Source organism: Achromobacter sp. 1L-A-4-B-C2, from assembly GCF_057291955.1.
In genome coordinates this window covers 13,154-27,646 of sequence record NZ_JBXAWP010000003.1, presented here as the reverse complement: position 1 = coordinate 27,646, position 14,493 = coordinate 13,154, and the positions used below count along the sequence as shown (strand labels likewise).

The window sequence follows — 14,493 nt, the reverse complement described above, 5'->3', positions numbered from 1 at the left end:
AGCGAGCCAAAATGCAAAGCCCCTCGCGAACGAGGGGCTTCGTGATGGGCCGCGGAGTGCCGGATCAGGCCGACGGCGGAACGTAGCCGTGGGCTTCGACGGTGCCGTCTTCGAACAGGAAGCGCTCCATCTGTTCTTTCAGGTACTTGCGGGCGCGGGCGTCAGCCAGGTTCAGGCGGTTTTCATTGACCAGGCGCGTCTGGATGGCTTTCCATTCTTCCCAGGCTTCCTTGGAAATGCTCTGCCAGATCTTCGTGCCGAGTTCACCGGGGTAGGGGGGGAAATCCAGCCCTTCGGCTTCACGCTTCAATTTCACACAGTTGACGATACGGGACATGGTTCGCTGCCGAATAAGGAATAACGCCGTATTTTAGCGGGCTTGGCGCGGCTAGGGCGCCAAGCCCCTTCGAACGCAGGGGACGGTACGGTGGGAACGGCCCGCCGGCAGCGTTACAGCTTCTTGATGAAGACGAGGCTGTTGCGCGATCGGTTGTAGTTGTTCTGCTTTTCACGCGGCAGGTCGGCAATGCCGCCTTGCACGAAGCCGCGCTTCATGAACCAGTGCGACGTGCGCGTGGTCAGCACGAACAAGCGCTTGGCGCCGGAAGCGCGTGCGCGGGACTCCATATGGCGCAGCAGGATTTCGCCTTCGCCCGAGCCTTGCCATTCCGGGTGCACGATCAGGCAGGCCATCTCGGCCATCTGTTCGTCGGCAAAGGTGTGCAGCGCCGCGCAGCCGTAGATGACGCCGTCGTGCTCCAGCACGGTGAAGTTTTCTACGTCGCGCTCGATCACGCTGCGCGGGCGCGGCACCAGCGTGCCGTCCGCTTCCAGCGGTTCGATCAGGCTGAGGATGGCGCCCACGTCGTCGATCGTGGCGGCGCGCAAATCGTCCAGCGTGTCTTCGACCACCATGGTGCCCACGCCGTCGTGGGTGAAGATTTCAAGCAGCACGCTGCCGTCCAGCGCAAAGGGCAGCAAGTGGGCGCGCGCCACGCCGCGCTTGACCGCCAGCGACGCGTATTGCAGGAAAGCGTGCGTTTCCTCGTCAAGTTCGCCGCCGGCCAGCAACGCGTCGGCATCCACGCGCGCCAGTTCGGTGTCCAGCGTGCCGTCATCGTTCAGCACGCCTTGCGAGGTCGACAGGAAGATCAGTTTTTCAGCGCGCAGGGCCACGGCGACGCTGGTGGCCAGGTCTTCCATGGCCAGGTTGAACGCGTCGCCCGTCGGCGAGAAGCCCAGGGGCGACAGCAGCACCACGGACGAGCCTTTTTCGATGGCGAACTTCAATGCCTCGACGTCGATCTTGCGGACCTGGCCGGTGTGCTTGTAGTCCACCCCTTCGAGCACGCCAGTGGGGCGGGCGGTGACGAAGTTGCCGGAAATGACGCGGATGTGCGCATGCGACATCGGCGTGTTGGGCAGCCCCTGGCTGAACGCGGCTTCGATGTCCAGGCGGATTTCGCCCGCGGCTTCCTTGGCGCATTCCAGCGCGGCCGCGTCGGTGGGGGCCAGGCCACGGTCGAACTGCTGGGTGTAGCCCTTCAGGCGCAGCTGTTCATTGACCTGGGGCCGGGACCCGTGCACCAGCACCAGCCGGATGCCCAGGGACGACAGCAGCGACAAGTCCTGCACCAGCGCATTGAGCGCGCCGGCCTGAACCAGTTCGCCGCCAAACGCCACCACGAACGTCTTGCCTCGGAAAGCATGCACATAGGGCGCCACGTCTCGAAACCATCGGACGAATTGGGCGGGTGCGAATTCCGGGGCTTCAAGGGCGGAGACGGTGTCTGGTTCCAGGTCGGGCATGATGGGCGGAGGGATTCCTGAGAGTCGGTAAAAACGCGGCGCCTTGCCGCGTCATAGCGCCGTCGCATGACGGCGTGGCGAAATTATATGGCCCACGGGATGGGGCGCAGGCGGAAAATCAAGGCTAATTTAGTGCCGGATTTCGATGCGTTCCCAAGGGGGCGCCGGCAGGGGCGCCAGAGAAATTTATAATGCCGGGCTAACCGGACTATCGTACATGCCTGATTCATCTCGCCCGCGGGCGCCCAAAGCGGCTTCCCCGGGGGCCCCCGACGCGCCTGCCGCCCCGGCCGAGGCCGCCCGCGCGCCCCGCCGGCCCGCAAGGCCAGCGTCCGCCGAACGTCCCGAGCGGCCTGCCCGCGCGGAGCGCCCCGCACGCCCCGAGCGGCCGCCGCGCGCGGATCGCCCCGAGCGGCCGATTCCTGCCGTGACCTACCCCGAAGACCTGCCCGTCAGTGCGCGGCGGCAGGAGATCGCGCGCGCGATCGCGGGCCATCAGGTGGTGATCGTCAGTGGGGAAACCGGCTCGGGCAAGACCACGCAGCTGCCCAAGATCTGCCTGGAGCTGGGCCGGGGCCGTCAGAAGATGATCGGCCATACCCAGCCCCGTCGCCTGGCCGCCACCTCGGTCGCCAAGCGCATTGCCGAAGAGCTGAACACGCCCATGGGCGAAGTGGTGGGCTACCAGGTGCGCTTTAACGACCGCACCGGCCCCAACGCGTCCATCAAGCTGATGACCGACGGCATCTTGCTGGCCGAGTCGCAGCGCGATCCACTTTTGCGCCGCTACGACACCATCATCATCGACGAGGCGCACGAACGTAGCCTGAACATCGATTTCCTGCTGGGCTATCTGAAGCAGCTGCTGCCGCGCCGCCCGGACCTGAAACTGATCATCACGTCGGCCACCATCGATGCCGACCGCTTTGCCAAGCACTTTGCCGCCTCGGAAGACAAGCCCGCCCCGGTCATCGAGGTGTCGGGCCGGCTGTACCCGGTGGAAGTGCGCTATCGCCCCGTGCGGGAAGAACCGGCCGAAGACGCCGCCGCGCCCGCCGCCAAGCCGGGCCGCGACCGCGAACGCATGTCGGGCGACGAAGAACGCGACCTGATCGACGCCATAGTCGACGCCGTGGACGAGTGCGCACGGCACGGCCCGGGCGACGTGCTGGTGTTCTTGCCCGGCGAGCGCGAGATCCGCGAATCCGCCGAAGCGCTGCGCAAGCGCCATCCGGCTGGCACCGAAGTGCTGCCGCTGTACGCGCGGCTATCGCAGGCCGAGCAGGAACAGATCTTCCACCCGCGCACGAATGCGCGGCGCATCGTGCTGGCCACCAACGTGGCCGAGACCTCGCTGACGGTGCCCGGCATCCGCTTCGTGGTCGATAGCGGGCTGGCGCGCATCAAGCGCTATTCGTGGCGCAACAAGGTTGAACAGCTGCGCATCGAGCCCATCAGCCGCGCGTCGGCCAACCAGCGCGCCGGCCGCTGCGGCCGCGTGGGGCCGGGCCTGTGCATCCGACTCTACGACGAGCTGGACTTCAATAACCGGGCGCCGTTCACCGACCCGGAAGTGCTGCGCTCGTCGCTGGCGTCCGTCATCCTGCGGATGAAGTCGCTGAAGCTGGACGATATCGAACAGTTTCCGTTCGTCGAGGCGCCGCCGGGCCGCGCGGTGGCCGACGGCTACCATCTGTTGCAAGAACTGGGCGCCATCGAACTGGCCTCCGCTTCCGACGACGAAGGCGAAGGCGAGGCGACCCGCACCGGCGCGTCGTTCGTGCTGACTGAAACCGGCCATGAACTGGCCAAGCTGCCGGTGGACCCGCGCATCGGCCGCATGATCCTGGCCGCGCGCGAACACCAATGCCTGGCCGAAATGCTGATCATCGCGTCGGCCCTGTCGGTGCAGGACGCGCGCGACCGTCCCATGCAAGAGCGCGAAGCCGCCGAGGCCGCGCACGCCAAGTTCGCCGATGACAAATCGGAGTTCATTTCTTTCCTGAAGTTGTGGCGCTGGTATGGCGAACAGGTGCAGCACAAGGCGTCCCAGCGCAAGCTGGTGGGCTTGTTGCGGCAGAACTTCCTGTCGCCGATCCGGCTGCGCGAATGGCACGACGTGCACACGCAGCTGGCCGCGCTGGTGGGCGAGCAGGGCTGGCGCGTGAACCAGACGGAAGCCACCTACGAACAGCTGCATCTGGCGCTGCTGTCCGGCCTGTTGGGCAATATCGGCTTCAAAAGCGATGAAGGCGGCCACTATCAGGGCGCGCGCGAAATCCGCTTCCACATCCACCCGGGCTCGCGCCTGGTCAAGAAGGCCGGCCGCTGGATCATGGCGGCTGAATTGGTCGAGACCACGCGCCTGTATGCGCGCTGCGTGGCGCGGATCGACCCCGTGTGGCTGGAAAAGGTGGGTGCCCACCTGATTCGCAAGAATTGGTCGGACCCGCGCTGGGAAAAGAAGGCCGGGCAGGTGGTGGCCAACGAGCGCGCCACGCTGTATGGCCTGACGATCTACACGGGCCGACGCATTCAATACGGGCGCGTCAACCCGACGCAGGCGCGCGAACTCTTTATCCGCCAGGCGCTGGTGCCCGGCGAGATCGACACGCGCCTGCCGTTCGTGGCGCACAACCGCAAGCTGATCGCCGGCATCGAAAAGCTGGAACATCAGACGCGTCGCCCCGACATTCTGGTGGACGACGAACTGATCTTCGCCTTCTACGACCGCCAACTGCCGGCGGATATCTCGCAGACGGCCACGCTGGAAAAGTGGGTGTCCAGCCTGGACAAGGCCGCCGCCGCCAAGCTGATGCTGACGCGCGACGAGCTCATGCGCCACGAAGCCGCGGGCGTCACCACCGATGTCTTCCCCAAAAAGGTGGAATGGCAGGGCGTGACGATGGCGCTGGACTATCACTTCGAGCCCGGTTCCCCGCGCGACGGCGTGACGCTGTCGGTGCCCTTGTTTGCGTTGAACCAGATCGACCCGGCGCGCTGCGAATGGCTCGTGCCCGGCATGCTCAAGGAAAAGGTCCACCTGCTGTTGAAGTCGTTGCCGCAAAAGCTGCGTCGCCATTGCGTGCCGTTGCCTGACTACGCGGCCGGCTTTTACGACCGCTGGTTTGAACGCCAGGCCGATCCGCAGCAAGGCTTGGTCGAGGCCATCATTGCCGACATGTGGGACCAGGTGCAGGTGCGCCCGGCCGTGGGCGACTTCAAGCTGGAAACCTTGCCCGCGCACTTGTTCATGAACTTCCGCGTGGTGGACGAACACGGTCGCATGCTGGCGGCCGGGCGCAACCTGGCGCAGTTGCGGGCTGAATTCGGCAAGCAGGCGCAGGCCACGTTCCAGCAACTGGCCGCCAGCGATACGCAGGTGGCCCAGGCGCTGGCGCACGAAAACCTGACGACGTGGTCGTTCGGCCCCTTGCCGGAAATCATGGAGATCAAGCGGCGTGGCCAGTCGGTGATCGGCTATCCCGCGCTGGTGGATCACGGCACGCATTGCGACCTGGACGTTTTCGACGACCCTGACGAGGCGCGCAAGCATCACCGCGCCGGCCTGCTGCGGCTGTTCCGTCTGGGCCTGCGCGAGCAGGTCAAGTTCCTGGAAAAGAACCTGGCCGACCTGACCAAGATCAGCATGCTGTACATGACGCTGGGCACGCAGGAAGAATTGCGCGACCAGATCATCGACTGCGCGCTGGGCCAGGCCTGCCTGGCCGAACCCTGGCCGGTGAACGAGCAGCAGTTCGATGCACGCCGCGCGGAAGGCAAGGGCAGGCTGGGGCTGTTGGCCCAGGAGGTTGCGCGGCTGGCCGGCGCGGTGCTGACCGAGTACGCCGCCGTGCAGCGCAAGCTGCCGCAAGCCAAGCCGCACGCGTCCGCCTACGCCGACCTGCAACAGCAATTAAGCGCGCTGATGCCCAAGTGGTTCATTCGCGACACGCCTTATGCCCAGTTGTCGCACTACCCGCGTTACCTGAAGGCCGCCGTGGCGCGTATCGACAAGCTGCGTGCCGACCCGGCGCGCGACGCCAAGCTGGTGGCCGAAATGGCGCCGCTGCTGACGCAATATCAGCGGGCACGGTCGGCGCTGAAGGGGGCGCCGGACCCGCGCCTGGACGAGTTCCGGTGGTTGCTTGAGGAATTGCGGGTGGCGTTGTTTGCCCAAGAGCTGCGCACGCCGATGCCGGTTTCGGTAAAGCGGCTGATGAAAAGCTGGGAATCGCTCAAGCGCTGAGGCTGGCTTGAGGGGGGGCTTGAGAGGGGCGGGTGGCGCGGGCCACCCGCCGATAGCGTCTGGCCTTACAGGGCGATAAAGCCCACGATCACCAGCGCAATCAAGCCGTACTTGGTGGCCTTGTAGACCGTGCGGTTCCAGTTCTTGAACGCCTTGCGCTTTTGGTCGATGACCCAGTGCGCATGCGTCAGCCGGTTGATGGCGCCGGTTTGGTCGCCGCCGTCGTTGGGCGAGCTGGCCGCCGACATCACCACGCGCCCGAACCAGCGGTTGAATGCTTCGGCCCAGCGCCATTTCAGCGGCCGTTCGACGTCGCAGAACAGAATGATGCGGTTTTGTTCCGAGTGGTTGTAGGCTTCGTGCACGTAGGTTTCGTCGAACACGACGCTTTCGCCGTCGCGCCAGCTATAGGATTCGCCGTCGACGATGATGTGGCAGCGGTCATCGTTCGGGGTGACCAGGCCCAGGTGATAGCGCAGCGAGCCGGCGAACGGATCGCGATGCGGGTTCAACTGGCCGCCCGGGGGCAGCTCGGCGAACATGGCGGCCTTGACCTTGGGCAGCGTTTTCAGGATGGCAACGGTTTTGGGGCAGAGCTCTTCGGCGGACGGGTGGCGGGCGTCATACCACTTCAGGTAGAACCGCTTCCAGCCGTATTTGAAGAAAGAATTGAAGCCGATGTCGTTATGGGCGTCCGCGGCCCGGATGCGCTGCATTTCCGCCATTTGCACGGCTTCGTCGCGTATCGTCTCCCAGTTGTCGTCCAGCACCTTCAGCTCGGCAATTTCGCTGGTCGTCAGGTACGGGGTGGGAGGCACGCGCGAGGCCAGCACCATGAAGGCATTGACGGGGGCGAGCAGCACCGAGTGGTCAAGCAACTGCCGGCCCAGCGGCAGTTTGACTCGGCCTCGGAAGTGGGCGAACAGGATGGCGGCGAGCCAGATCCCGGGGATTAACCATTTCATACTTGAACGTCGTCCTGCGGCAGATAGGTCAGATCGACCTCGTATTGTTACACAAGCTTCCTGAGGTTCGCCTGACGGGTCCCTTCAGTTTCCATGCGGCGCCACGCTCAAAATTCCGGACGCAAGGGCTTGGACCGTGATCCCTGGGTACAATTCCCGCTATGTCCGAAGCCGTAACAAACCCGACCCCTTTTGTGCACCTGCGCGTCCACTCCGAGTTCTCGGTGGTGGACGGTATTGTTCGCATCCCCGACCTGATCAAGCGCGTGGCCAAGCTGGGCCAGCCCGCCGTGGCGCTGACCGATCTGTCCAACCTTTTTGGCCTGATCAAGTTCTATAAAGGCGCGCGCGGCGCGGGGGTCAAACCCATCGCCGGCTGTGACGTCTGGTTAAGCAACGACGATGACCCGGGCAAGCCATTCCGGCTGTTGTTGCTGGTGCGCAACCATCAGGGTTACCTGAATCTTTGCGAGCTGCTGTCCAAGGCCTTTCTGACGAACCAGGGCAAGGGGCGTGCCGAAATCCGCCGCGAATGGCTGCAAGGCCAGCAGGGCCTGATCGCGCTGTCGGGCGGCCGCATGGGCGACGTGGGCCAGGCGCTGGACGCCGGCAACGCCGTGTCGGCGCTGGCGCTGGCGCGCCAGTGGGCGCACCTGTTTCCGGGCAGCTACTACATTGAATTGCAGCGCGCGGGCATGGACGGCGACGAAGCCTACACGCAGGCCGCCATGCGCCTGGCGGGCGAAGCCGGGCTGCCCGTGGTGGCCACCCACCCGGTGCAATTCCTGGACGAATATGAATTCCAGGCGCACGAGGCCCGCGTCTGCATCGCCGAAGGCGAAATCCTGGCCAACCCGCGCCGCGTGCGCCGGTTCACCAAAGAGCAATATTTGCTCAGTTCGGAAGAAATGGCGCGGCGCTTTGCCGACGTGCCCTCGGCGCTGGCCAACACGGTTGAAATCGCCAAGCGCTGCAACCTGAGCCTGGTGCTGGGCAAGCCGCGCCTGCCCAACTTCCCCACGCCCGACGGCGTGACGCTGGACGACTACCTGGTCCAGTTGTCGGAAGAGGGCCTGGAAAAGCGCATGGCGTTCCTGTTTCCCGACGAAGCCGAACGCGAAGCCAAGCGCGAGCAGTACTACGAGCGCCTGCGCTGGGAATGCAAGACCATCATCCAGATGGGCTTTCCGGGCTACTTCCTGATCGTTCAAGACTTCATCAACTGGGGCAAGAACAACGGCGTGCCCGTCGGACCCGGCCGGGGCTCGGGCGCGGGTTCGCTGGTGGCCTACGCGCTGGGCATCACCGACCTGGACCCCATTCGCTATGACTTGCTGTTCGAGCGCTTCCTGAATCCCGAGCGGGTCTCCATGCCCGACTTCGATATCGACTTCTGCCAGGACAACCGCGAACGCGTCATTGACTACGTCAAGGAAAAATACGGCCGCGCCGCCGTGAGCCAGATCGCCACCTTCGGTACGCTGGGCGCCAAGGCCGTGGTGCGCGACGCCGGCCGTGTGCTGGATATGCCCTACATGTTCTGCGACGGGCTGTCCAAACTGATCCCGTTCAACCCGATGGACCCGTGGTCCCTGGAACGCACCCTGAAGGACGAACCGGCCTTCAAGGACCGCTACGAACAGGAAGAGGAAGTGCGCGCGCTGGTCGATCTGGCCAAGCCGCTGGAAGGCCTGACCCGCAACATCGGCATGCACGCGGGCGGCGTGTTGATCGCGCCGGGCAAGCTCACGGATTTCTGCCCGCTGTATTGCCAGCCGGGGCAGGAAAACAGCGCCGTCTCGCAGTTCGATAAAGACGACGTCGAAGCCGCCGGCCTGGTCAAGTTCGACTTTCTGGGCCTGCGCAACCTGACCATCCTGGATTGGGCCGTGCGCTATGTGCGCCAGTTCAACGAGGACAAGCGCGACTTCGACGTCATGGCGCTGGAACTGGACGACCCGGCCGCCTACAAGATCCTGTGCGACGCCAACACCACCGCCGTGTTCCAGCTGGAATCGCGCGGCATGAAAGAGCTGCTGAAGAAGCTGCGGCCGAACACGTTCGAAGACATCATCGCCATGCTGGCGCTGTATCGTCCGGGGCCGCTGGAATCGGGCATGGTGGACGACTTCGTCAACCGCAAGCACGGCCGTGCCGCGGTGGACTACTTCCACAACGATCTGGAAGGCACGCTGAAAAGCACCTACGGGGTCATCGTCTACCAAGAACAGGTGATGCTGATCTCGCAGATCATCGGCGGCTATTCGCTGGGCGGCGCCGACCTGCTGCGCCGCGCCATGGGCAAGAAAAAGCCCGAGGAAATGGCCAAGCACCGCGAATTGTTCGAGCAAGGCGCCAAGGAAAAGGGCCACGACCCGGACCTGGCCGTCAAGCTGTTCGACCTGATGGAAAAGTTTGCGGGATACGGCTTTAACAAGTCGCACTCGGCAGCCTATGCACTGATCTCGTACCAGACCGCGTGGCTCAAGGCTTATCACCCGACGGAGTTTTTGGCCGCCACCATGTCATCCGATATGGACGACACGGACAAGGTCCAGATTTTCTGCCGCGACGCCCAGGACAACGGCGTTGAAGTGCTGCCGCCCGATGTCAATTTTTCGGGCTACCGCTTCGAACCGGTCAAGGACAAGTACACCGAAAAAGGCAAGCCGCCGCGCACCATGCGTTACGGCCTGGGCGCCGTCAAGGGCACGGGGCAGGGCGCCGTCGAAGACATCCTGCGCGCGCGCAAGGAAGGCGGCCCGTTCCTGAACCTGTTCGATTTCTGCCGCCGTGTGGGCAAGCAGGCCGTCAACCGCCGCACCATCGAAGCGCTGATCAAGGCCGGCGCGTTCGACACCATCGAACCGAACCGCGCGGCGATGCTGGCCTCGGTGCCTACGGCGATGGAAGCGGCCGAACAGGCCGCCCGCAGCGCCAACCAGGCATCGCTGTTCGGCGACGACAGCAGCGACGTGGTCGCGGGCGAACTGGCCAAGGTCGCGCCGTGGGACCTGCACAAGAAGCTGACGGAAGAAAAATCCGCGCTGGGCTACTACTACAGCGGCCACTTGTTCGACGCCTGGCGCGACGAAGTGCGCCGCATCGTGCCGATGCAGCTGGCGCGGGTGGAGCCGCAGCGCGACCTGCAATGGATGTGCGGCGTGCTGGCCAGCGTGCGGGTCATGATGACGCGGCGAGGCAAGATGGTGTTTGCCGTGCTGGATGACGGCACCGCGCAGGTCGAGATCTCGGTGTTCAACGAGCTCTACGAAAAGCATCGCAACCGCTTGCGCGAAGACCAGCTGGTCATCGTGCAAGGCAAGGTCAGCAACGACGATTACTCAGGCGGCATGCGCATCGTTGCCGAACAACTGTACGACTTGCAACTGGCCCGCGAAGCACGCGCCAAATCGCTGCGGGTCAAGCTGAACGGCACGGCGGACGCGGCGCGTTTGCGCCAGATGCTGAACCCGTTCCGCGCCGAACCGGAAAACGGTATCCCGGGCGTGCCCGTCGACATCGTCTATACCAAGAACAATTTTCTATGCACAGTGCGGCTGGGCGAAGAATGGCGCGTCCGCATGGCTGACACGCTACTTGAAAACCTGAACGCCTGGACCAAACCCGATGGAGTTGAGGTGACCTATTGATGCGAAGCCTGCGTATCGTGCATTCGGAAGCGGCTACCAGTTTCGGTGGCCAGGAAGGGCGAATCTTCAAGGAAATGACGGCCATGCGCGCGCGTGGTCACCATGTTGAAGCCATCGTCCAATCGCGGGCAATGCTGGTCGAACGTCTGACGGATGCCGGTTTTACCGTGCATAAAGTCGATATGGACGGGCCGGTGAATTACTTCAAGGGCGTGGCGGCCGTGCGCCGTATCCTGCGCGAGGGGCGGTTCGACGTGCTCAATACGCACAGCCGGCGCGATACCGTCATTGCGGCAATGGCCGGCCGGCTGGTCGGTACGCCGCTGATCGTGCGCACGCGGCACCTGTCGAACAAGGTCGGTTCGATGTGGTCCTACACGTGGCTGCCGCATCGCGTGACGACCGTGAGTGACCACGTGCGCAAGTACCTGATCCAGCGCGGCGTGCCCGCCAACAAGATCGCCACCGTCTATTCGCCCATCGTGCTGCCGGCCCCTGTCGAACGGTCCACGTTGCGTGACGAGCTGGGCTTGTCCGATGACGACGTGATCGTGGGCTGCGTGGCGGTCATGCGCGCCACCAAGGGCCACAAGGACCTCATCGACGCGATGGCGCCGCTGATGCAAAGCCGGCCCAAGCTGCACCTGGTGTTTGTGGGGGGCGGCTCGCCGGTGTTTGAGCAAACGCAGGAATACGTCGCCAAGCTGGGCTTGCAACACCGCATCCACCTGATGGGCATGCGGCGCGACGTGCCCAATCTGCTGGCCGGGTTCGACGTGTTTGCGCTGGCTACGCAGCAAGAGGCCTCGGGCACCGTCTACGTCGAAGCCCAGGCCAGCGGCCTGCCGGTGGTGGGCACCGACGTAGGCGGCGTATCCGAAATGTTCCGCAATGGCGAAACCGGCATCCTGGTCCCGCCCAAGAACCCGCAAGCCCTGGTCGACGCCTTGCAGCGCCTGATCGATGACCCGGCCCTGCGCCGCCAGATGGGCGACGCCGGCCGCAAGATGGTCTGGGAAGAAGCCGTGTTTTCGCCCGTGCGCCTGGCCGAAACCACCGAAGCCGTCTACCTGAAATGGCTGGCGGAACGCGCCGCATGAACGCGCCCAACGTCCCCGTGCTGATGTACCACCATGTCACCCCCGCGGGCGGCATGATCGCGGCGACGCCCGACGTGTTTGAAGCGCAGGTGTCGCGCCTGGCGCGCGCGGGTTATCAATCGCTGACGGCCGCGCAGTTTGCCGCCTACCTGGCGGGGCAGCCGGCGCCTGAGCGCTCGGTGCTGATCACCTTCGACGACGGCTATCTGAACAACTGGGTGCACGCGCATCCGGTTCTGGCGCGCCACGGCATGCGCGCCGTGCTGTTCACCATCACGGGTTGGATCGGCGACGGCCCTGTGCGCGCGCACGCCGGTCAGGGCGGCGTGCTGCCGGCCACGCCCGACCACGACACCTGCAAGCAATGGGTGGCGGCCGGGCGGACGGACGACGCCATGCTGCGCTGGAGCGAAATCGAGGCGATGCAGGCGGCGGGCACGTTCGAATTCCATTCGCACACGCATACGCACACGCGCTGGGACAAAATCTGCGGCAACGATGTGGACACCAAGTGCGAGCACATCGCCCGCGAGCTGCACGATTCCCGCCAGACGCTGGTGCAGCGTCTGGGCTCGGTCAGCAGCCACTTGTGCTGGCCGCAAGGCTACTTTGACGCCGACTACGTCGCCGCCGCGCGCCAGGCGGGTTTTGCGCACCTGTACACCACCGACCCTTTCGGGCAGAACACGCCCGGCGCGGACCCCGAACACATCTATCGCTTCGCCGTGCGCAATCAGGGCGGAAGCTGGCTAAACCGGCGCATCTGGTTGTCGCGCGACCCTTTTTGGGGCCCGCGTTACCACGCCTGGAAAGCCTGGAAAAAGCGTCTTAGGAATCGCGGATGAAGCTATCAGTCATCATCATCACCAAGAACGAAGCGGCCAACATCGCCGCCTGCCTGAAGTCCGTGTCCTTTGCCGACGAATTCATCGTGGTTGACTCGGGCAGCACCGACGGCACCGTCGAGCTGGCGCAGGCGCTGGGCGCGCGCGTCGAAGTCACGGCTGATTGGCCCGGCTTCGGCCCGCAGAAAAACCGCGCGCTGGACCTGGCCACGGGTGACTGGGTCTTGTCGATCGACGCCGATGAACGCGTGACCCCCGAACTCGCCCGCGAGATTCAGGACGTGCTGGCCAACCCGCGCGCCGATGCGTACGAGATTGCCCGTCTGTCCAATTTTTGCGGCAAGGACATTCGACATAGCGGCTGGTGGCCGGATTACGTGCTGCGCCTGTTCAAACGCGGCACGGCGCGCTTCACCGATGCCGCCGTGCACGAACGGGTGGTGCCGGCCAATGGCCAACCCTTGAAATTGCAGGGCTATTTCAACCACTATCCCTACGACAACCTGGACGCGCTGATCAACAAGGTCAATCGCTATTCGTCGGATGCCGCCGCCATGATGTACGCCAAGGGGCGCCGCACGTCGGTGTTCGGCGCGCTGGGCCACGGCTTCTGGACGTTCGTGCGCATCTACCTGATCCGGCGCGGTTTCCTGGATGGCCGGCACGGCCTGGTGTTGGCGGTGACGGCCGCGGCGGGCAGCTTCTTTCGCTATTCCAAGCTGATGTTCCTGGCCGAGAAGCAAAAGTGAAGATCCTGTACACGAACTTCCACGCGAACAACGGCGGGGGGCACGTCACCTACATCATCAATCTGGCGAAGGCGTTGGCGCGCGACCACGACATCACCGTGGCGGCGCCGCCCACCAGCCGGCTGTATCGCTACGCCCGCGCGATTCCCGGCGTGACGGTGGTGGACATGCTGTACACGACGCGCCCGTCGTCCTGGTTCAAGGACCGCGCAAAGTTGCGCCGCCTGATCAAGACCGGGCGTTTCGACATCATTCACGCCAACGGTTCGGCCGATCACAAGCAGGTCATGCTGGCGACGCTGGGCATGGCGCGCCGGCCTCGCATCGTGTTTACCAAGCACAATGACCACCCGCTTTCCAGCTTTGGCCACAAGTTGCGCGTGGCGCTGGCCACGGACCACGGCATCGCCGTCAGCGATTACGTGCATGGACTGATGCAGCGCTCGCCCTACAGCAAGCGCCCCATCACCACGATACGCCACGGCGTTGACACTGACTTCTTCGCACCGCCACCGCCCGAAAGTCTGGACAAGCTGCGTGCGCTGATCTTCGGGGAAGACTGGCAGGGCAAGCTGCTGCTGGGTAGCGCCGGCGGCACTGACTACGACAAGGGCTGGCTGGACCTGGTGGCCGCCGTGGCCGCGTTGCCGCCCGAAGACAAAGCGCGCGTGCTGCTGATGGTGGCGGGCGACCCGCCCAACGAAGCCAAGCTGGCTCGGGTGCGCGAGCTGGGCATGATCGATCAAGTGCGCTTTCCGGGCCTGCTGGACGACGTGCGCGCGTCGCTGGCGTCTTGCCACGCCGGCTTCGTCTTGTCGTATCGCGAAGCCCTGTCTTTCGCCTGCCGCGAGATCATGGCGCTGGGTCTGCCCGCGCTGGTGAGCGATGCCGGCGGCCTGCCGGAAAACGTGACTGACGGCGTCGACGGCTGGATCGTGCCGGTGCGGGACGTGCCCGCCATTACAGCCAAACTGCGTTTCATGCTGGACCATCCGGACACGGTGCGCGAGATGGGCGCGCGGGCGCGCGAAACCAGCTTGCGCGACTTCAATCTGCAACGTTTCGCGGCGGCCACAGTGGACGTCTACCAGCGTACGCTGGATGGACGTCGGGCTCTATAATC

Annotated in this window: 9 protein-coding genes; 6 read left to right on the top strand and 3 right to left on the bottom strand. The window is 64.7% G+C overall.

The genetic code is table 11. From position 1 onward, the window contains the following. Nucleotides 1–64: 64 nt before the first annotated feature. Both AC0Z35_RS13480 and argA read right to left on the bottom strand, forming a co-directional pair. Nucleotides 65–337 (bottom strand): oxidative damage protection protein, encoded by a 273-nt coding sequence (locus AC0Z35_RS13480; protein ID WP_006218476.1) that lies wholly within the window; start codon nucleotides 335–337, stop codon nucleotides 65–67. A gap of 113 nt (nucleotides 338–450) precedes the next feature. Further along, the gene (argA, locus tag AC0Z35_RS13475) at nucleotides 451–1,809 is read right to left on the bottom strand and encodes an amino-acid N-acetyltransferase (RefSeq protein ID WP_046805463.1); all 1,359 of its coding nucleotides are present in this window, start codon (nucleotides 1,807–1,809) and stop codon (nucleotides 451–453) included. A gap of 217 nt (nucleotides 1,810–2,026) precedes the next feature. Here argA and hrpA point away from each other — a divergent pair, with 217 nt between their 5' ends. Then, nucleotides 2,027–6,058, top strand: coding sequence for an ATP-dependent RNA helicase HrpA (gene hrpA, locus AC0Z35_RS13470; RefSeq protein WP_485132489.1), 4,032 nt, complete (start codon nucleotides 2,027–2,029; stop codon nucleotides 6,056–6,058). 65 nt (nucleotides 6,059–6,123) lie between these two features. Here hrpA and lpxO read toward each other — a convergent pair whose 3' ends face one another. Beyond that, nucleotides 6,124–7,023, bottom strand: a complete 900-nt coding sequence (lpxO, locus tag AC0Z35_RS13465; RefSeq protein ID WP_046807751.1) for a lipid A hydroxylase LpxO — start codon at nucleotides 7,021–7,023, stop codon at nucleotides 6,124–6,126. A 161-nt stretch (nucleotides 7,024–7,184) separates the two neighbouring features. Here lpxO and dnaE point away from each other — a divergent pair, with 161 nt between their 5' ends. From dnaE to AC0Z35_RS13440, 5 genes are read left to right on the top strand one after another with little or no spacing between them, the layout of a single operon-like run. Further along, nucleotides 7,185–10,676 (top strand): DNA polymerase III subunit alpha, encoded by a 3,492-nt coding sequence (gene dnaE, locus AC0Z35_RS13460; RefSeq protein WP_104143301.1) that lies wholly within the window; start codon nucleotides 7,185–7,187, stop codon nucleotides 10,674–10,676. Then, nucleotides 10,676–11,776, top strand: a complete 1,101-nt coding sequence (locus AC0Z35_RS13455) for a glycosyltransferase family 4 protein (RefSeq protein WP_046807753.1) — start codon at nucleotides 10,676–10,678, stop codon at nucleotides 11,774–11,776. The genes dnaE and AC0Z35_RS13455 overlap by 1 nt, the downstream gene beginning before the upstream one ends. After that, a complete protein-coding gene (locus AC0Z35_RS13450; protein ID WP_485132490.1) occupies nucleotides 11,773–12,621 on the top strand; it encodes a polysaccharide deacetylase family protein in 849 nt (282 codons plus the stop codon). Before AC0Z35_RS13455 ends, AC0Z35_RS13450 begins: the two co-directional genes overlap by 4 nt. Then, entirely contained in the window at nucleotides 12,618–13,370 is a 753-nt protein-coding gene (locus AC0Z35_RS13445; protein WP_046807755.1) for a glycosyltransferase family 2 protein, read from the top strand. The genes AC0Z35_RS13450 and AC0Z35_RS13445 overlap by 4 nt, the downstream gene beginning before the upstream one ends. Then, on the top strand, nucleotides 13,367–14,491 hold the full coding sequence (locus AC0Z35_RS13440; protein ID WP_319307967.1) for a glycosyltransferase family 4 protein: 1,125 nt from the start codon (nucleotides 13,367–13,369) through the stop codon (nucleotides 14,489–14,491). The genes AC0Z35_RS13445 and AC0Z35_RS13440 overlap by 4 nt, the downstream gene beginning before the upstream one ends. Nucleotides 14,492–14,493: the final 2 nt, after the last annotated feature.